General features: G+C 69.3%; 16 protein-coding genes and 1 pseudogene. 9 read left to right on the top strand and 8 right to left on the bottom strand.

Features of this window, described 5'->3' with window-relative positions:
* Nucleotides 1-57 precede the first annotated feature (57 nt).
* Together DTA15_RS23905 and DTA15_RS23910 are read right to left on the bottom strand one after the other, a co-directional pair.
* Nucleotides 58-1,185, bottom strand: a complete 1,128-nt coding sequence (locus DTA15_RS23905) for an NAD(P)/FAD-dependent oxidoreductase (protein WP_006495056.1) — start codon at nucleotides 1,183-1,185, stop codon at nucleotides 58-60.
* On the bottom strand, nucleotides 1,182-2,114 hold the full coding sequence (locus DTA15_RS23910) for a 4-hydroxyproline epimerase (protein ID WP_006484864.1): 933 nt from the start codon (nucleotides 2,112-2,114) through the stop codon (nucleotides 1,182-1,184). The genes DTA15_RS23905 and DTA15_RS23910 overlap by 4 nt, the downstream gene beginning before the upstream one ends.
* Nucleotides 2,115-2,365: 251 nt before the next feature.
* Between DTA15_RS23910 and DTA15_RS23915 the strand changes: the two genes are divergently transcribed.
* From DTA15_RS23915 to ilvD, 5 genes are all read left to right on the top strand, one after another.
* The gene (locus tag DTA15_RS23915) at nucleotides 2,366-3,286 is read left to right on the top strand and encodes a dihydrodipicolinate synthase family protein (RefSeq protein ID WP_006484863.1); all 921 of its coding nucleotides are present in this window, start codon (nucleotides 2,366-2,368) and stop codon (nucleotides 3,284-3,286) included.
* A gap of 225 nt (nucleotides 3,287-3,511) precedes the next feature.
* Nucleotides 3,512-5,137, top strand: a complete 1,626-nt coding sequence (locus tag DTA15_RS23920) for an APC family permease (protein WP_006491049.1) — start codon at nucleotides 3,512-3,514, stop codon at nucleotides 5,135-5,137.
* Between the two features lie 70 nt (nucleotides 5,138-5,207).
* Entirely contained in the window at nucleotides 5,208-6,800 is a 1,593-nt protein-coding gene (locus DTA15_RS23925) for an aldehyde dehydrogenase (NADP(+)) (protein ID WP_006491048.1), read from the top strand.
* Nucleotides 6,793-7,815 (top strand): Ldh family oxidoreductase, encoded by a 1,023-nt coding sequence (locus tag DTA15_RS23930; protein ID WP_006491047.1) that lies wholly within the window; start codon nucleotides 6,793-6,795, stop codon nucleotides 7,813-7,815. Before DTA15_RS23925 ends, DTA15_RS23930 begins: the two co-directional genes overlap by 8 nt.
* A 303-nt stretch (nucleotides 7,816-8,118) precedes the next feature.
* A complete protein-coding gene (gene ilvD, locus DTA15_RS23935) occupies nucleotides 8,119-9,978 on the top strand; it encodes a dihydroxy-acid dehydratase (RefSeq protein ID WP_012493271.1) in 1,860 nt (619 codons plus the stop codon).
* A gap of 119 nt (nucleotides 9,979-10,097) precedes the next feature.
* Here ilvD and DTA15_RS23940 read toward each other — a convergent pair whose 3' ends face one another.
* Both DTA15_RS23940 and DTA15_RS23945 read right to left on the bottom strand, forming a co-directional pair.
* A complete protein-coding gene (locus DTA15_RS23940) occupies nucleotides 10,098-10,961 on the bottom strand; it encodes an SH3 domain-containing protein (RefSeq protein ID WP_012493270.1) in 864 nt (287 codons plus the stop codon).
* Between the two features lie 33 nt (nucleotides 10,962-10,994).
* On the bottom strand, nucleotides 10,995-11,447 hold the full coding sequence (locus tag DTA15_RS23945; RefSeq protein ID WP_006484690.1) for a hypothetical protein: 453 nt from the start codon (nucleotides 11,445-11,447) through the stop codon (nucleotides 10,995-10,997).
* A 297-nt stretch (nucleotides 11,448-11,744) separates the two neighbouring features.
* Here DTA15_RS23945 and DTA15_RS23950 point away from each other — a divergent pair, with 297 nt between their 5' ends.
* Nucleotides 11,745-13,271, top strand: coding sequence for a sigma-70 family RNA polymerase sigma factor (locus DTA15_RS23950; RefSeq protein WP_006484701.1), 1,527 nt, complete (start codon nucleotides 11,745-11,747; stop codon nucleotides 13,269-13,271).
* A 182-nt stretch (nucleotides 13,272-13,453) separates the two neighbouring features.
* Complete coding sequence (locus DTA15_RS23955) at nucleotides 13,454-14,335, top strand: helix-hairpin-helix domain-containing protein (protein ID WP_006484679.1); 882 nt, start codon at nucleotides 13,454-13,456, stop codon at nucleotides 14,333-14,335.
* Nucleotides 14,336-14,489: 154 nt separating this feature from the next.
* On the opposite strand, the gene DTA15_RS23960 is transcribed toward DTA15_RS23955, so the two are convergent.
* Nucleotides 14,490-14,918 carry a helix-turn-helix domain-containing protein gene (locus DTA15_RS23960; protein WP_006484694.1) on the bottom strand — a complete coding sequence of 143 codons (429 nt, stop codon included), beginning with the start codon at nucleotides 14,916-14,918 and terminating at the stop codon, nucleotides 14,490-14,492.
* Between the two features lie 139 nt (nucleotides 14,919-15,057).
* On the opposite strand from DTA15_RS23960, the gene DTA15_RS23965 reads away from it, so the two are divergent.
* A complete protein-coding gene (locus tag DTA15_RS23965; RefSeq protein ID WP_006484703.1) occupies nucleotides 15,058-15,555 on the top strand; it encodes a DUF2938 domain-containing protein in 498 nt (165 codons plus the stop codon).
* Between the two features lie 56 nt (nucleotides 15,556-15,611).
* Here the strand turns inward: DTA15_RS23965 and DTA15_RS39390 are convergent, their stop codons facing one another.
* Together DTA15_RS39390 and DTA15_RS23975 are read right to left on the bottom strand one after the other, a co-directional pair.
* Entirely contained in the window at nucleotides 15,612-16,682 is a 1,071-nt protein-coding gene (locus DTA15_RS39390) for a tetratricopeptide repeat protein (protein ID WP_006484699.1), read from the bottom strand.
* 57 nt (nucleotides 16,683-16,739) lie between these two features.
* Complete coding sequence (locus tag DTA15_RS23975; protein ID WP_006484698.1) at nucleotides 16,740-17,180, bottom strand: MarR family winged helix-turn-helix transcriptional regulator; 441 nt, start codon at nucleotides 17,178-17,180, stop codon at nucleotides 16,740-16,742.
* Nucleotides 17,181-17,315: 135 nt separating this feature from the next.
* On the opposite strand from DTA15_RS23975, the pseudogene DTA15_RS23980 reads away from it, so the two are divergent.
* A pseudogene (locus DTA15_RS23980) lies at nucleotides 17,316-17,555 on the top strand (MFS transporter); the annotation flags it as partial.
* 14 nt (nucleotides 17,556-17,569) lie between these two features.
* On the opposite strand, the gene DTA15_RS23985 reads toward DTA15_RS23980, so the two are convergent.
* Nucleotides 17,570-18,535: an IS110-like element ISBcen8 family transposase gene (locus tag DTA15_RS23985; RefSeq protein ID WP_006476181.1), complete on the bottom strand. Its 966-nt coding sequence runs from the start codon at nucleotides 18,533-18,535 to the stop codon at nucleotides 17,570-17,572.
* Nucleotides 18,536-18,684: the final 149 nt, after the last annotated feature.

Below are 18,684 nucleotides of genomic sequence, written 5' to 3' on the forward strand. Positions count from 1 at the left end.
TAAGCGCTGAAGCGCCAACGCCAGTCGACGACGAACGAAGTAAGCGTGCGGGTGGTTTCATGTCAGCGCTCCAGCTACGGGGGACGCGGTCAGGAAGCGTCCCGGCAAATACGGTTCGATCTCGATGGGCGGCCGCTCGCCGGCCATCAGCGCGGCGACGAGCCGCGCGCTGCCCGGCGCGGTCGTCACGCCGAGCCCTTCGTGCCCGACCGCGAGCCACACGCCCGGCCGCGCCGGGTGCTCGCCGAGCAGCGGCAGGCCGTCGGGACTCGCGGAGCGAAAGCCGGTCCAGGCACGGATGCCGTTCAGGTCGGCCAGCGCAGGCAGATAGCCGACCGCGCGGCGCAGCATGCGCGCGAGCACGGGCGGCTCGACCTGCGCGTCCTCGGTGTCGAACTGGCGCGACGAGCCGATCAGCAACTGACCGGTCGGCCGCGGCTGCACGTTGAACGCGACCGACGTGCCGTCGCTCGCGTGCGCGCTCGCCGCATAGCCCAGCTCGACGAGCTGGTGCGACACATGGCCCGGATAGCGGTCGGTAATCAGCAGATGCCCTTTTTTCGGGCGCAGCGGCAATTCGGGCAGCAGCGTACGCGCCGCGACGCCGTTCGCGACCACCACGCGCTCCGCGCGCAGCACGTCGCCGCTTGCGAGCGTCACGCTCGGGCCATCGACCGCGACGGCCCGCTCGCGGCGCACCGTGACGCGCGGCGCGCGCTGCAGCAGCCAGTTCGCGGTGACGGGTGCGTAGAGAATCGCGTCGCCCGGAATCTTCAGCGCGCCGCCGAGGCCCGCGCGCAGCATCGGCTCCAGTTGCGCGAGCGCCGCCGCGTCGATCAGCTCGCCGGCCACGCCGTGCGCGGCGAGCGTCGCCTGCTTCGCGCGCGCCAGATCCATCTCGTGCGCATCGGCCGCGAGCCACAGCGTGCCGCAGTTGCGGTATGCGCAGCCGTCGGGCATCTCGCCGCTCAACGCGCGCCACAATTCGATCGAGTAATGGCTCAGCGCGAGCTCCGCCGCGTTGTCGTCCATCGCGACGAGGTGCCCCATGCCCGCGCCGGTCGCGCCGCCGCTCGCGTCGTCGACGACGAGCACGCGCAGCCCGCGCTGCGCGAGTTCGTGCGCGCACGCCGCGCCGACGATGCCGGCGCCGATCACGACGACGTCGGTCTTCGTTTCGCTCACGACCCGATGCCCCAGCCGAACGGATCGTCTTCCTCGATCAGTAGCGTCGCTTCCGCGCTCAGGTGCGCGCTGCCGCGAATCGTCGGCACGATGCCGCCGTCGGCCCGCTCGTAGCTCGCGTGAAACACGCTGCCGATCACGCTCGCCTGCCGCCACACGGCGCCCGGCGCGAGCTTGCCGTCGGCCGCGAGGCACGCGAGCTTCGCGCTCGTGCCGGTGCCGCACGGCGAACGGTCGTACGCGAGGCCCGGGCACAGCACGAAGCTGCGGCTGTCGTGCTCGGGATCGTCGGCGAACAGCTCGATGTGATCGATCTCGCCGCCGTTCGCGCCGGTGATGCCCGCGCGTTCCAGCCCTTCGCGCACGGCCGACGCATACGCGGTGAGCGCCGCGACGTTGTCGCCGGCGACGCGCTGCCCGTGGTCGCTGATCAGGAAGAACCAGTTGCCGCCCCACGCGATGTCGCCCTTCACGGGGCCGTATCCCGGCACGTCGAGCGCGACGCCCTGCGCGTGGCGATACGCGGGCACGTTGCGCACGCTGACCGACAGGTCGTCGTGCAGCGTCGCCTCGACGGTGCCGACCGGCGTCTCGATCCTGTGCACGCCCGGCGCGATGCGTCCCATGTGATGCAGCGTGCGCACGACGCCGATCGTGCCGTGCCCGCACATCCCGAGATAGCCGCTATTGTTGAAGAAGATCACGCCGGCTGCCGCGTCGGGCGCTACCGGGTCGCACAGCAGCGCGCCGACCAGCACGTCGCTGCCGCGCGGCTCGAGGATGCACGCGGTGCGGTAACGATCGTGCTCGCGCGCGAGCACGTCGCGCCGCTCGGCCATCGTGCCGTCGCCGAGCGACGGAAAGCCGGACACGACGAGCCGAGTGGGTTCGCCGCCCGTGTGCGAATCGATGATCTGGATGCGCTTCATCATGAGCCGTCCGAAGTGGGGAAAGGAGCATAGCTTCCTCCGTCGCGCGTCCGTCCGCTTGTGGCTTTTCGATGAGGACGACGACGAAATCGGCATAGTGCGATGCGCCCCTCCCGCCCCTGCCGGCCGCTGTGCCGATTTCGTCATTTTGCTCCGCGATACGACTCAAGCGTGATGGGCGTTTGCGCGGCGATACTGGTTGCCACACCGACACACCCGTCGGCCGACCGATACGAACGTAGGAGATTTCAGTGAGCCGAAACGCCATTCAGTGGACCGGGGTTTTCCCGGCCGTCAGCACCCAGTTCAAGCCGGACTTTTCCCTCGACATCGACGCCACGCACCGCGTGGTCAAGAACCTGGTGAACGACGGCGTGTCGGGCCTCGTGGTCTGCGGCACGGTCGGCGAAAACACGTCGCTGTCGACGAGCGAGAAGCTGCAGGTCATCGAGGCCGCACGCGACGCGGCCGGCGGCAAGATTCCGGTGATCGCCGGCATCGCCGAATTCACGACCGAATTCGCGCGCAACACGGTGCGCGAAGCGCAGCGCGTCGGCGTCGACGGCGTGATGGTGATGCCCGCGCTCGTCTACTCGGCGAAGCCGCACGAAACCGCCGCACACTTCCGCGCGGTCGCGACGAGCACCGACCTGCCGGTGATGGTCTACAACAACCCGCCGATCTACAAGAACGACGTGACGCCCGACGTGCTGATCGCGCTGCAGGATTGCGAGAACATCGTCTGCTTCAAGGATTCGTCGGGCGATACGCGCCGCTTCATCGACCTGCGCAATGCGGTCGGCGATCGCTTCGTGCTGTTCGCGGGCCTCGACGACGTCGTGGTCGAGAGCATCGCGGTCGGCGCGGAAGGCTGGGTGTCGGGCATGTCGAACGCGTTCCCGAAGGAAGGCGAGACGCTGTTCCGCCTCGCGAAGCAGAAGCGCTTCGACGAAGCGCTCGCGCTGTATCGCTGGTTCATGCCGCTGCTGCACCTCGACGCACGCCCCGACCTCGTGCAGTGCATCAAGCTGTGCGAAGAGCTGGTCGGCCGCGGCAGCGCGATCACGCGCCCGCCGCGCCTCGCGCTGCAAGGCGACACGCTCGCGGAAGTGAAGGCCATCGTCGCGAAGGCGCTCGAAACGCGTCCGGCGCTGCCCGACGTCGGTCTCTGATCGACGCCCCTGCGGCGGCGCGCGGGCTTGCCCCTGTTCGTCGCCGTCCGCGGTCCGGCATGGCCTGCGGGCCCGCTCGCCCCGGCGCCAGCCCGCGCCGCCGGTGAACGGGCCGCGGCCCGCCCCGGTCGTTCGAACCGGGCGACGCCGGCCGGCAGGCGTGCGCGCTGCTCCGTCGGAGCGCGCCACGCGCGCCTGCACCGACATTCCCCAGGAGACAAGCCCATGCCAGGCCAAGGCAACGCACACCCGTCTGTCCCGCTTTCCCGTTCCGCGCACCCCGGCGCGGGTCACGGCAAGTTCAAGAAACAGCTGTCGCTGACCGATCTCACGTTCATCGGTCTCGGCGCCATTTTCGGTTCGGGGTGGCTGTTCGCCGCGAGTCACGTGTCGACGATCGCGGGCCCGGCCGGCATCTTCTCGTGGCTGCTCGGCGGCTTCGCGGTGCTGCTGCTCGGCATCGTCTACTGCGAACTCGGCGCCGCGCTGCCGCGCGCGGGCGGCGTGGTGCGCTACCCGGTGTTCTCGCACGGCCCGCTGCTCGGCTACCTGATGGGCTTCATCACGCTGATCGCGTTCTCGAGCCTGATCGCGATCGAAGTCGTCGCCGCGCGCCAGTACGCGGCCGCATGGTTTCCGGGGCTGACGGTCGAGGGATCGAGCGACCCCACCACGCTCGGCTGGCTCGTGCAGGCCGCGCTGCTCTGCTTCTTCTTTTACCTGAACTATTCGAGCGTGAAGACGTTCGCGAAGGCGAACAACATCATCAGCATCTTCAAGTTCATCGTGCCGCTGTCGGTGATCGCGGTGCTGTTCACGTTCTTCAAGCCCGCGAACCTGACCGTGCACGGCTTCGCGCCGTTCGGCATGCCGGGCATCGAGATGGCCGTGTCCGCCGGCGGCATCATCTTCGCGTATCTCGGGCTCACGCCGATCGTGTCGGTCGCGAGCGAGGTGCGCAATCCGCAGCGCACGATCCCGATCGCGCTGATCCTGTCGATCCTGCTGTCGACGCTGATCTACGTGCTGCTGCAACTCGCGTTCATCGGCAGCATCCCGACGGCCATGCTCGCCGCCGGCTGGCACGACGTGAGCAAGGCGTTCTCGCTGCCGTACCGCGACATCGCCCTCGCGCTCGGCGTCGGCTGGCTCGCGGTGATGGTCGTCGCCGACGCGATGATCTCGCCGAGCGGCTGCGGCAACATCTACATGAACGCGACGCCGCGCGTGGTCTACGGCTGGGCGAAGACGGGCACCTTCTTCAAGGTGTTCACGCGCGTCGACGAAGCGTCGGGCATCCCGCGCGCGGGCCTGTGGCTCACGTTCGGCCTCGCGATCTTCTGGACGCTGCCGTTCCCGTCGTGGGAAGCGCTGATCAACATCGTGTCGGCGGCGCTGGTACTCAGCTATGCGGTCGCCCCGGTGTCGGTCGCCGCGCTGCGCCGCACCGCGCCCGACCTGCCGCGGCCGTTCCGCGCCAGCGCGTTCGGCCTCACCGGCCCCGCGTCGTTCGTGATCGCCGCGTTGATCGTCTACTGGTCGGGCTGGAGCACGGTGTCCTGGCTGCTCGGCCTGCAGATCGTGATGTTCGCGATCTATCTCGCGTGCCGCCGCTGGGTGCCGACCGCGCACCTGAGCCTCGCCGAGCAGGTGCGTTCGTCCGCGTGGCTGATCGCGTTCTATGCGGCGATGATCGTGCTGTCGTATCTCGGCGGCTTCGGCGGCACGGGCCGGCTCGCGCATCCGTACGACACGGTCGTCGTCGCGGCCGTCGCGCTCGTCATCTACTACTGGGGCGCAAACACCGGCGTGCGCACCGACAAGCTGCAACTCGACGACGACGAGGATTGACGCGCGCGCCCTTCTCCCTTCCAGCGGCCGGGCGCAGCACGCCCGGCCCGGCTTTTTTCCGAGGAAAACCATGCAACTCACAGGTCAGCTCCTGATCGGCCAGTCGGCCGTCGCCGGACAGAACGGCACTCTCCATGCGATCGCCGCCGCCACCGGCGCACCGCTCGAACCGGCGTTCGGCGGCGCGAGCCTGCACGATCTGGAAACGGCGTGCGCACTCGCCGACGACGCGTTCGACACCTATCGCGAAACGTCGCTCGACGCACGCGCCGCGTTCCTCGACGCGATCGGCCGCCGCATCATGGCGCTCGGCGACGACCTGATCGAGCGCTGCGTCGTCGAAACGGGGCTGCCGCGCGCGCGCATCGAAGGCGAACGCGGCCGCACGGTCGGCCAGCTCGCGCTGTTCGCGTCGCTCGTGCGGGACGGCGGTTTTCTCGACGCCCGCATCGACCCGGCGCGCCCCGAACGCAAGCCGCTGCCGCGCGTCGACCTGCGCCTGCGCAACGTCGCGGTCGGGCCGGTGGCCGTGTTCGGCGCGTCGAACTTCCCGCTCGCGTTCTCGGTGGCCGGCGGCGACACGGCGTCGGCGCTCGCGGCCGGCTGCCCGGTGATCGTCAAGGCGCATTCCGCGCATCCGGGCACGTCGGAACTCGTCGGTCGCGCGATCCAGCAGGCCGCGCGCGAATGCGGGATGCCGGCCGGTGTGTTCTCGCTGCTGTTCGACGCGTCGCGCGAGATCGGCCAGGCGCTCGTCGCCGATCCGCGCATCAAGGCGGTCGGCTTCACCGGGTCGCGTCGCGGCGGCGTCGCGCTGATGCATATCGCGGCTGCGCGCCCCGAGCCGATCCCCGTCTATGCGGAAATGAGCTCGATCAACCCGGTGCTGCTGTGTCCCGCCGCGCTCGACGCACGTCACGATGCGATCGCGCCGCAGTTCGTCGCGTCGCTCACGCTCGGCGCCGGCCAGTTCTGCACGAACCCGGGCCTCGTGCTGGCGGTCGACGGCCCCGCGCTGCGCGCGTTCGAATCCGCAGCGGCCGACGCCGTACGCGCCGTCGCCGCCCAGACGATGCTGACACCGCCCATCCATGCGAGCTACGCGCAAGGCGTCGCAGCGCTGCGCGATCACTCGGCCGTCGCGCTGCTGGCCGAAGGCGTCGAAGGCGGCCGCCATCAGGCGCGCGCGGCGCTGCTCGCAGCCTCTGCGGACGCATTCATCGCCCACCCCGAGTTGCGCGACGAAGTGTTCGGTCCCGCGTCGCTGATCGTGCGCTGCCCGGACACCGACACGCTGCATCGCGTGCTGAAATCGCTCGAAGGCCAGTTGACGATCGCCGCACACATCGCCGACGGCGACGCGGCGCTGTTCGCCGCGCTGCGTCCGACGCTCGAACGCAAGGCCGGCCGCATTCTGGTCAACGGCTTCGGCACGGGCGTCGAGGTCGGCCATGCGATGGTGCACGGCGGCCCGTTCCCGGCGACGTCCGATACGCGCACGACGTCCGTCGGCGCGCGCGCGATCGAGCGCTTCCTGCGGCCCGTGTCGTACCAGGACGTGCCGGACGCGCTGCTGCCGGACGCGATCCGCAGCAGCAATCCGCTGCACGTGCCGCAACGCATCGACGGCGTGCCCGCCCCGCGCGAGGTGAACCATGGCTGACCACACCACCGAAGTCGTCCTGTCGCTCGATGAAGTCCACGCGCTCGCGTTGCGCGTGCTGACGCACCACGGGATGTCCGACGCGCATGCGCGCGCCATCGCGAACGTGATCACGCAGGGCCAGCGCGACGAATGCCATTCGCACGGCGTGTACCGGCTGCTCGTCTGCGTGCGGTCGCTGAAGAAAGGCAAGGTCGATCCGCAAGCCGTGCCGACGCTGCGCCGGCTGTCGTCATCGATCGTCGCGGTCGATGCGCATCGCGGCTTCTCGCTGCTGAGCTTCGAGACCGGGCTGCCCGTGCTGGTCGAGATGGCGAAGCAGCACGGCATCGCCGCGATGGCGATCAACCACTGCTATCACTTCTCCGCGCTGTGGCCCGAGGTCGAGGCGATCGCGGCCGAAGGGCTGGTCGGCATCGCGATGAACCCGAGCCACAGCTGGGTCGCGCCGGAAGGCGGCCGCGAACCGGTGTTCGGCACCAACCCGATCGCGTTCGCGTGGCCGCGCCCGGGCGCCGAGCCGTTCGTGTTCGATTTCGCGACGAGCGCGATCGCGCGCGGCGACATCGAGCTGCACGCGAAGCAAGGCAAGGCGATTCCGTCGCACTGGGCGATCGACGCGGACGGTCAGCCGACCACCGACCCGAAGGCCGCGCTGCAAGGCGCGATGCGCACGTTCGGCGGCCACAAGGGTTCGGCGCTCGCGGCGATGGTCGAGCTGCTCGGCGGCGCGCTGATCGGCGACATGACGAGCCGGGAATCGATGGACTTCGACGAGGGCGTCGGCGCGACGCCGTGCCACGGCGAACTCGTGATCGCGTTCGATCCGAAGGTATTTCTCGGCGACGAGCTCGACACGGGGCTCGCGCGCGGCGAGCGGATGTTCGAATCGATCGTCGCGCAGGGCGCGCGGCTGCCGTCGCAACGACGCTTCGACGCCCGCGCGCGCAGCATCGCGAACGGCGTGCGGATTCCGAAGCCGCTGTACGACGAGATCCTGACGCTGCTCGACTGACGCACGCTCGAGCGGCACGGCGCGGCTTCATCGTCGGCAGGACGGGCGAGGAAGCCGCCGTCCGGCTGCGCTGAAGATGGCCTGCGTCCCGTTTCGGGCCCGGCGCGCTTGGCGCACGCGGCCGCTGCCCGGCTCACGCCCCCGCCGCCCGCCCGCTTCCGCCGGCGCCGCAGGCCCGTCGGCTGTGGGATAATCGCGGAGTTTGCCCAGGGCGCAGCTCAAGAGGTTGTTCGCACGGGCGCGAGAGAGGCCTTTATTCCCGTGCCTCCACCCTTTTCCCGCGATATTTCTTCAGCCATCACCATGCCCACTTACCGCTCCAAAACCTCTACCGCCGGCCGCAACATGGCAGGTGCGCGCTCGCTGTGGCGCGCCACCGGCATGAAAGACGACGATTTCTCGAAGCCGATCATCGCGGTCGTCAACTCGTTCACGCAATTCGTGCCCGGGCACGTGCACCTGAAGGATCTTGGCCAGCTCGTCGCGCGCGAGATCGAGGCCGCCGGCGGCGTCGCGAAGGAATTCAACACGATCGCGGTCGACGACGGCATCGCGATGGGCCACGACGGCATGCTGTACTCGCTGCCGAGCCGCGACATCATCGCCGACTCGGTCGAATACATGGTGAACGCGCACTGCGCGGACGCGATGGTGTGCATCTCGAACTGCGACAAGATTACGCCGGGGATGCTGATGGCCGCGATGCGCCTCAACATTCCGGTGATCTTCGTGTCGGGCGGCCCGATGGAAGCCGGCAAGACGCGCCTCGCGAACCCGGTCACCAAGACCGTCGAACTGAAGAAGCTCGACCTCGTCGACGCGATGGTGATCGCGGCCGACCAGTCGTATTCGGACGCCGACGTCGCCGAAGTCGAACGCTCGGCCTGCCCGACCTGCGGCTCGTGCTCGGGCATGTTCACCGCGAACTCGATGAACTGCCTGACCGAAGCGCTCGGCCTGTCGCTGCCCGGCAACGGCACGGTGGTCGCCACGCACGCCGATCGCGAACAACTGTTCAAGCGCGCCGGCCGCCGCATCGTCGAACTGACGCGCCAGCACTACGAGCAGGACGACGAACGCGTGCTGCCGCGCTCGGTCGGCTTCAAGGCGTTCGAGAACGCGATGACGCTCGACATCGCGATGGGCGGCTCGACCAACACGATCCTGCACCTGCTCGCGATCGCGCAGGAAGCCGGCATCGACTTCACGATGAAGGACATCGACCGCCTGTCGCGCACCGTACCGCAGCTGTGCAAGGTCGCGCCGAACACGAACAAGTACCACATCGAGGACGTCCACCGCGCAGGCGGCATCATGGCGATCCTCGGCGAGCTCGAGCGCGCCGGCAAGCTGCACACCGACGTGCCGACCGTCCACGCGCCGACGCTGAAGGATGCGCTCGACCAATGGGACATCGTCCTCACGCAGGACGACGCGGTCCGCACGTTCTACCTGGCCGGCCCGGCCGGCATCCCGACGCAGGTCGCGTTCAGCCAGAACACGCGCTGGCCGAGCCTCGATCTCGACCGCGCCGAAGGCTGCATCCGCTCGTACGAGCATGCGTTCTCGAAGGAAGGCGGCCTCGCGGTGCTGACGGGCAACATCGCGCTCGACGGCTGCGTCGTGAAGACGGCCGGCGTCGACGAGAGCATCCTCGTGTTCGAAGGCTCCGCTCATGTGACCGAATCGCAGGACGAAGCGGTCGAGAACATCCTGAACGACAAGGTCAAGGCCGGCGACGTGGTGATCGTGCGCTACGAAGGCCCGAAGGGCGGCCCGGGCATGCAGGAAATGCTCTACCCGACCAGCTACATCAAGTCGAAGGGGCTCGGCAAGGCGTGCGCGCTGCTGACGGACGGCCGGTTCTCGGGCGGTACGTCGGGCCTGTCGATCGGCCACTGCTCGCCGGAAGCGGCAGCGGGCGGCGCGATCGGCCTCGTGCGCGACGGCGACCGGATCCGCATCGACATTCCGAACCGCACGATCGACGTGCTGGTGTCGGACGAGGAACTGGCGCGCCGCCGCGAAGAGCAGAACGCGAAGGGCTGGAAGCCGGCGCAGCCGCGTCCGCGCAAGGTGTCCGCCGCGCTGAAGGCATACGCGAAGCTGGTCATGTCGGCCGACAAGGGCGCCGTGCGCGATCTGTCGCTGCTCGACGACTGACGACGCATGCGACGGGCGACCGGTGGCGTCTTGCCCCGCCGCGCTTGCCCAGTCAAAAAGCCGCTCTCCGGAGCGGCTTTTTTTCGTCTGGCGCCGGAAAATCCGCGGCACCGACGCCATCAGTGACGGAGTTCGTCGGGACCGCCACCTCCACCGCCGCCGTGGTTGCCCCCGCCGTTTCCGCCGCCTTGCGGCCGCGCATAACCGCCGCCACCCCAGCCGCCCTGGCGCGCGGGCTGAGGCATCGTGCGGCCCTCGCCGCCCGGTGCGGGCGACGAGTGCAGCACGGCCGGCGGCGGATTGGCCGGACGCGCATTGCCCGCTCCGCCCGGCATCGGCGTCGGCGCTGCCGGGCTGGCCGGGCGCGCATTACCCATCCCGCCCGGCATCGGTGTGGGCGCCGGCGTCGGCGCAGCCGGCGGCGGCACGCGGTTCGCGCCATTCCAGCCGCCACGCGTGGCCGACGGCCGCGTGTCATGCACGGGCGGCGGGCCGCCCGGCGCGACCTGCAGCGGCGCGCCCGGTTGCGGACGCCCTTGCGCCGGCGGCATGCCGCCGGGGCCGAGCCTCGGCTCCGCACGATGCGCCCAACGATCGCGGTCGGGATACCACGGGCGATGCCGGTAATAGCGATCCCAGTACGCGCCGATCGCAAACCCGGTCACCGGCACGCCGATGATCGCGCCGTATTCGAGCAGCGGCACGTAGCTGCCCTGGTACGGATAGTCGAGCAACTGCGCATCGATCCAGCCGCGCACGCCCGGCAGGGCGACGTCGCACCACGTGTAGTCGCTCAGGCAACCGAAGACGTCGAGCGCGGTGCCGGGCGGAATCTGCGCGACCACCGGATAATCGGGCGCCGGCCCGGCAAACAGCTCGGCCGGCGAATTCGTGTAAGCGCTGCTCTGCGCATCGGCGACGCCCGGCGCGGCCGCGAGGCCGGCCAGGACGACGCACAGACTTCGGACAATCGTGTTCCTCATGATGCTCTCCCGCGCAACGTCGCCGCGCGCCGGTCAGTGCCGATGGCCGCCGCCCCAGTGGCCGCCACCCCAATGTCCACCGCCCCAATGCCCGCCGCCCCACGGCCGATGCCAGTACCCGCCGCGGCCGCCCCAGTAGCCGCCACCCCAGCGGCCCCAGAAGCCGATCGTCACGGGCGGCCCGTACCAGCCGGAGTAGTACGCCGGGTAAGCGTACGGATACGGCGCGTACGGATACGGCGGCGGCACGTAGGCCGGCGCGACATACACGGGCACTGCCGGGCCGACGTCGACCTCTGCCTGGGGCACGGTCGACGCGGCCGGGCCGGGCGCGGTCGGTGCGGCCGGAATCTCGCGCTGCGTCACCGTGGCGGGCACCGGCGCGTAATAAGGTGCATAACCGTACGGGCTCGTGTAGTAGCAGCCGCCAAGCGCCAGGGCGGCCAGCGCGACGACGGCGGGCCTCGCGGCGGAAATCGGGTTCATCTCGTACTCCGGCAGAATCCGCGCGTCGCCGCCGGGCGCGCGCCTGACTCTAGCTTACGTCCCCTGCAGATTTCCGCGCGTATGATCCGTTACTTTTTGTTTCCTGCCCTGCATGGCGGAGCGGGCACGCCGCGTGCTGGCCCGTCCGCGGCGCCGGCGTTGAAGTTGGCGCAAATGCCCTCAACTTGAACGATGTCGGCTGACCGGCGCGGACGGGCGTCCGCGACCCACCGGCAACCGCAAACCGGCGAGCTTCGGCCCGCCCCAGACAGGAACGCGGCTCGCGCCGCCATCGACATGACTACGCCACGCCCCACTCCCCGGGCGGACACACCGCTCGATCCGATCATCCAGCTGCTGGCGCTCGCCGGCGAGCAGGGTTATCTGACGCACGCCGACCTCGTCGACGCGCTGCCGCCCGAAAGCGACAGCCCCGACGCGCTCGATGTCGTGCGCGCCGCGCTGGCCGACATCGGCATCGCGGTACTCGACGAGCCGGCCGTGCCCGCGCCGTTCGCCGGCGCGGCGCCGGTCGAGGTCGACCGCGACGCGCTCGACGAAGGCCGGGCCATGCTCGGCGACCTCGCGCGCGGCACGAGCGCGTCGACCGATCCGCTCGCGCTCTACATGCGGCGCATGCACGCGGTGCCGCTGCTCACGCGCGAAGGCGAAATCGTGCTCGCCCGCGAGATCGAGACGGGCCGCCATCAGGTGCTGCACGCGATCGCCGGCTATCCGCCCGCGGTCGACGCGCTGCTCGAGCGTCATCGCGCGACGGGCACGACCGGCTCGCCCGATGACGACGACGCCGACGCGCCCGTGCCCGCCCGCTACGACACGCTGCAGGCAGCGGCGTCGGCGCTGCGCGAGGCAGTGCATGCGCATGGCACCCGTTCGGCCGAATACCGCGACGCACGCAACCACGTGGCCGCGCTGCTCGGTTCGCTCGCGTGGGTCGCGCCGGCCGTCGACGACGCGAGCCGTGTCGTGCGCGCGCTCGCGGCCGCCCCGCATGATCCGTCGGCAGGCGACGCGGCGTGCTTCGACGCGGTTGCACGGCGCGCGCTTGCTGCCGCGCTGAGCGACGGCCAGCAGAAGGTGCGCGACGCGACGCGGGCGATGCTCGAGGCGAACCTGCGGCTCGTGCTGTCGATCGCGCGCAAGTACCTGAACCGCGGCGTCGACCTGTCCGACCTCGTGCAGGACGGCTGCCTCGGCCTGATGCGCGCGATCGAGAAATTCGAATACCGGCGCGGGTTCAAGTTCTCGACCTATGCGACCTGGTGGATTCGCCAGGCGATCGCGCGCGCGGTCGCGGATCGCTCGCGTACGATCCGCGTGCCGGTGCACGTCGGCGACCAGTACCAGCGCGTGCAGCGGCATGCGCTGCGCTTTCGGCAGCGCACGGGCCGCCGCGCCACGCCGGCCGAGCTCGCGGCCGAAACCGGCCTCGCCGAAGACAAGCTGCGCGCGGTGCTCGCGCTGCCCGCCGAGCCGGTCTCGCTCGACACGCCGCTGCCGGACGCGGACACTGGCCTCGTGGAACTGATCGAGGACCAGGCATCGGCCAGCCCGTTCGAGCAACTGGCCGACACGCGCATGCGCGACTGCGTGCGGTCGCTGCTGCGGTCGGTCACGCCGACCGAGGCCGACGTGCTGCGCCGGCGGTTCGGCCTCGGCGGCGCCGAGCCCGACACCTACGACGCGATCGCGCAGGATGCGGGGATGTCGCGCGAGCGCGTGCGACAGATCGAGAAACGGGCGCTCGCCGCGCTGCGCACGGCCGCCGAGGCCGAGAACGCGCAGTCGTTTCTCGACGCGTAACCGCATCGCGTGCGGTGCACGGTCATGCCGCGTTCCGGCACGACCGTGCGCTGCGTGCCTGTGTTACGTTTGCCATTGACGCGCATCAAGTTTTCTTCATCGCGCGTCGCGACAATGATTGACAGCCGACCGGCGCATCGCTCGCCGCGTCCATTCCGTTTGTGCTTTCCGGGTCCCTTGCCATGCAGTCGACCGTCAGCCAGACGTACGAGGAAAACCGGCTTGTCGCGGCCTGCCTGCGCGAGGCCGCGCAATGGCTCGTCGACCAGGGTGCGAACCCGTACCGGGTCGCCGCTTACCGCGCCGCGGCCGATACGGCCGACGCGCTCGACCGCGACATCCGCAGCGTATTCGACGCCGGCGGCGTCGAGGCGCTCGGCGCGCTGCCCGACATCGGCACGGGCGTCGCGCAGGCGATCGCCGAGCTGCTGGTCACGGGACGCTGGCGCCAGCTCGACCGCTTGCGCGGCGACGCCGAACGCGTGTCCGCATTCGAAGCGGTGCCGGGCATCGGCCACGCGCTCGCGCTGCGCATTCATGACGCGCTGCACATCGACACGCTGGAGGAGCTCGAACGCGCGGCCCGCAACGGCCAGCTCGAAACGATCGCGGGCGTCGGCCCGCGGCGCGCGGTCGGCATCCGCGCCGCGCTCGACGACGTGCTGAGCCGGCGCCGCCGCTGGCAAGGCCACATGCAAAGCGCCGGCCCCGGCACGGAACCGCCCGTCGAACTGCTGCTTTACATCGATCGCCAGTACCGCAACAAGGCGGCCGCCGGCGTACTGCCGACGCTCGCGCACCGGCGCCTGAACGCGGACGGTTACGTGCCGCCGCCGGTGATGCACATGACGAAAGGCGGCTGGCATTTCACGGTGCTGAGCCAGCATGCCGCAATGCGTACGCCGGAAGCCGGCCGCCCGACCGACTGGGTCTCGCTCTATTTCTACGACGCGGTGCAATGCGAGCACCAGCGCACCGTGTTCACCGAAACGTACGGCGCGCTCGTCGGCAAGCGGATCGTGCGCGGGCGCGAGATGGAATGCCGCGTGTATTACGCGGGATGAGTCGGGCGTCGGCGGCGCTTCGCTGACGTCGAAGGCGGCACGGACCGGCAGCGCCGTCTCGCGATTCGGCACGTACGTCGAACCCGCCACGTCACCACGTCACCGCCCTTCCGTCGCATGGCTACCGAACCGCCCGCCTCGCGCAGGCTCGCCGCTACGCGGCGCCTTCCGCCTTCGCACGGCGCGCCGGATGACGATGCGCGGCAATGCGCAACAGCTTCTGGAACGACGGGCATTCGAGATGGTTCGCCGCCGGGCACACGGCCGCATGCCGCAGCGCATCGCGCACCGCACCGAGACGGCGGATCGTGCGGTCGAGCTCGTCCGCCTTGCCGTCGAGCTTCGCGCGGTCGATCGCGGGCCGCCCCTGCGCGCCGACCATCGCGAGGATGTCGTCGAGGGAAAAACCGGCCTCCCGACCGAGCGCGATCAGCGCCAGGCGCTCCAGCACCGATTCGTCGTATTGCCGCCGCAGCCCGTGCCGGCCGATCGGAACGATCAGCCCTTTTTCCTCGTAGTAGCGCAGCGTCGATGCGGGCAATCCCGTGCGCCGCGCGACGTCCGCAATGTCCAGTCGGCCCATGCTTGACCTCAAGTTCACTTGAAGTTGCAAGATAGTCGCTCGACTCCATAAAGACAAGCCGGACCGCCATGAAACCGTTGAACCCGCGTCGCATTCCGCCGTGCCGCATCGCCGTCATCGCTCGCTGCGGAGGTGCGCGATGAGCCCGTCCGACGTCCTGCTCAAGCTGCTGTTGATCGGCGCGGGCGCCACGCTCCTGATGGACCTGTGGACGCTGTTCCGACGGCGTGCGTTCGGCATTCCGTCGCTCGACTACGCGCTGGTCGGCCGCTGGCTCGGCCACATGACGCACGGCCGGTTCCGCCATGCGTCGATCAGCACCGCTGCCCCAGTGGCCGGCGAACGCGCGCTCGGCTGGATCGCGCATTACGCGATCGGCATCGCGTTCGCGGCACTGCCCGTGCTGATCGCCGGCCCGACGTGGATCGATGCGCCGACGCCGCTCCCCGCACTCGTCGCCGGACTCGCAAGCGTGGTCGCCCCGTTCTTCGTGATGCAGCCGGCGTTCGGCTTCGGCATCGCGGCGTCACGCACGCCGCAACCGGGCGTCGCGCGCCGGCGCAGCCTCGTCACGCATCTGTCGTACGGGGTGGGGCTGTATCTCGCGGCGTACCTGCTCGCGGCGCTGACCCGTTGAGCTGCGCGCCGGCGTATCCCCAGCCGCGCCTGTCCGTCTCCAGCAAACCGACGAGATCAGCCGCCGTCGCCGCGCTGCGCCGTGTCCTCGTAGCGATCGAGCGCGTCGAGCAGGTTGCCCGGCCGGCTCATCTCGGCCCTTAGCCGGGCGGCCTTCTCGATATCGGCCGGCGCGGTGAGCTTCGCGCCCTGATCGAGGTACGCCTGAGCGCGCGTCTCGCCGGCGGCGGCAGCCAGGCCCAGCAGCGCGTTCGCGGCGATCGGATCGTGCCCGGCACCGCCACCCGAGTAGTACTGCACGCCCAGCCGGAACAGCGAGGTCGCGACACCCTGGGCCGCGGCCAGCCGATACCATTTCACCGCTTCGACGTCGTCCTGGCGCACGCCCTGCCCGCTCTCGTACATCAGCCCGAGATTGTTCTGCGCGTTCGCGTAGCCCTGCTCCGCGGCGAGTCGATACCAGTTGAATGCGTCGATGTCGCTCTGCTTCACACCGCGCCCGCTGTCGTACAGGTAGCCGAGGGCGTTCTGCGCCTGCGGATCGCCCTGGTCCGCCGCGCGTCGATACCATTTGGCGGCTTCCGCGGCATCCTGCGGCACGCCGGTCCCGGCGTCGTACATCAACCCCAGATACAGTTGCCCCCTGGGCAGGCCCTGTTCGGCCGCACGCCGGTAAAGCCGCACCGCTTCCGCACTATCCTGCGGCGCGCCTTCGCCGTGCTCGTATGCGCGACCGAGATTGCACAACGCATTGCCGTGGCCCTGTGCGGCCGCACGCCGATACCAGTTCACGGCCTCCGCCCGGCTTTGCTCGACGCCGACGCCGGTTTCGTACAGCGTACCGAGGTTGTTCTGCGAGGCCGCATCGCCCTGGTCGGCGGCCCGCCGATACCATTTCGCGGCTTCGGCGGGATTCTGCTCGACGCCGTCGCCGTGCTCGTACATCAGCGCGACGTCGAATTCGCCGTCCAGGTCGCCGCGCTTCGCCTTCTCCATCGCCGCGTCGAAGGCCGCGGGCGCATCGTCGTGCCCGAGCCAGACGATGCCGATCCCGAGGATCAGTGCGACTGCGAGCGCGCTCAGGATCGCAATACCGGTCTTCCGGCCGATTCGTCGGGCCTGGATCATCTCTCGGTGTTCTCTTTTTTGTGGTTGCAAGCGGTGCGCCCCGACCGGGCGCCCGCGTCATTCGCCGCCGCAGTCGATCAGGTTGCGCCGCACGCGCCCGAGCAGCCGCACCAGCGTCTCGCGCTCGTCGGGCGTGAAGCCGCGCAGGCCGTCGTCGGCGACGGTATCGCCCACTTCCAGCATCTGCGGAAAGATCTCGCGCGACTTGTCGGTCAACCGGATCACGAACGCACGGCGGTCGTCGTCGTTCGCCATGCGTTCGATCCAGCCATAGCTTTCCATCCGGTCGAGCAGCCGCGTGAGCGAGATCGGCGTGATCTCGAGCCATTCGGCGAGCCGCGCCTGGTTCATCTCGCCCTTCCACGTCAGGTACGCGAGCACGCGGCTTTGCGCCCGCGTCAGCCCGATGCGCTTCGCGCGCCGGTCGAACAGACGCCCGTTCAGGCGCGCCACGTCGGCGATCAGGTAACCGATCCGGTTCTCATAGGTCTTGTCCATGCGGCGATTATAGGGTCAAGCCGGAACCGGCCCGCGGCTCCCGACCTGGCGATAAGCGGCTATATAATAAGTATGCTTATAATTTGCGCCATACCGGATCGCCGCCCACGGCGACCGCTCCACGGAGACACCCGCTTGAACCCCGCCGCCGACGCCCCCGCCTCGCCCGCCCTGAACCGGCCGATGCTGACCCTGTCGATCATGCTCGCCACGCTGATCCAGACCCTCGACAGCACGATCGCGAACGTCGCGCTGCCGCACATGCAGGGCACGCTGTCCGCGTCGCAGGACGAAATCACGTGGGTGCTGACCTCCTACATCGTCGCCGCGGCGATCGCGACGCCGCTCACCGGCTGGCTGTCCGACCGGCTGAGTAACCGTCTTCCGAGTCAAGCCCGATGAAGTGAATCGTCCCAAGGCGTGTTGGTTTTGACCATGGCATTGAGCATGGTTAGGAGCTTGCGCATGCAGGCAACAAGCGCGACCTTGGACAGTTTGCCGGCGGCCTTCAGGCGTTGATAGAAGGCTCTGATGGCGGGGTTGTAGCGTGTGGCAGTCAATGTAGCCATGTACAGCACGCGACGGATCGCGAAGCGGCCACCTTGAACCCGTCGTCGCCCATTACGTAAGCCGGAATCGCAAGCAATGGGAGCGACGCCAACGAGGGCTGCAATCTGACGGCGATTGAGCCGGCCCAATTCGGGCAGTTCTGCGATCAGGCAGGCGCTGGATACCGGGCCAATTCCATGTGTGGACTGCAACAGGCGGTCGAGTTCACCGAAGTGCTGGCGTACATGAGCGACCATCTGAGCGTCAATGTCATCGAGTTGTGCCTGGATGGCGGCAATGATAGCCAGCAGACTTGAATGCAGACCAACCGGCGTGATCTGGAGCCGCTGTCGCTCCGAAAGGAGCATGGTGAGTAGTTGGCGCCGTCGGGTCACCAGTGCAGCCAGCCACTGCTGCCGCTCGTCGGGAACGGGACGTAGCAAGCGGGACAGATCGTCCCGACGCAGTAGCACGGAAGCCAGTTCGGCAAGCATACGTGCGTCGATGGCATCGGTTTTCGCCAGACGTCCCATCGAGCGGGCAAAATCGCGTGCTTGCCGAGGGTTGACGACAGCGACCGGCAAACCCGCACCTTGCAAGGCGCACGCCAGCTCGGTCTCGTAGCCACCGGTCGCCTCCATCACGACCAACTGCACGTTCAGCGGCTGAAGGGCAACAGCCAGGGCCGAGTGGCCCTCGGCATCGTTGTTGAATCGACGGATGTCCAGATTGGCACCCAGTACGGAAACATCGACGTGAGCTTTTGCGACGTCAATGCCGACCGTTACGGCAGAAGGAGCAGACATGATCTTCGGATCCCATGCTTGTACATGCGCACTCGATGTAAATGGCGCGCGTAACCGTTCGGGCTTCAGGAAGACCAGCACGGCAACCGTGCGTTTTGTACTCAGTCACGGGCTCCAACACCCAAGCGCGGGGCAAACTGCACGGTCTC

The organism is Burkholderia cenocepacia (genome assembly GCF_900446215.1).
Classification (GTDB): Bacteria; Pseudomonadota; Gammaproteobacteria; order Burkholderiales; family Burkholderiaceae; genus Burkholderia; species Burkholderia cenocepacia.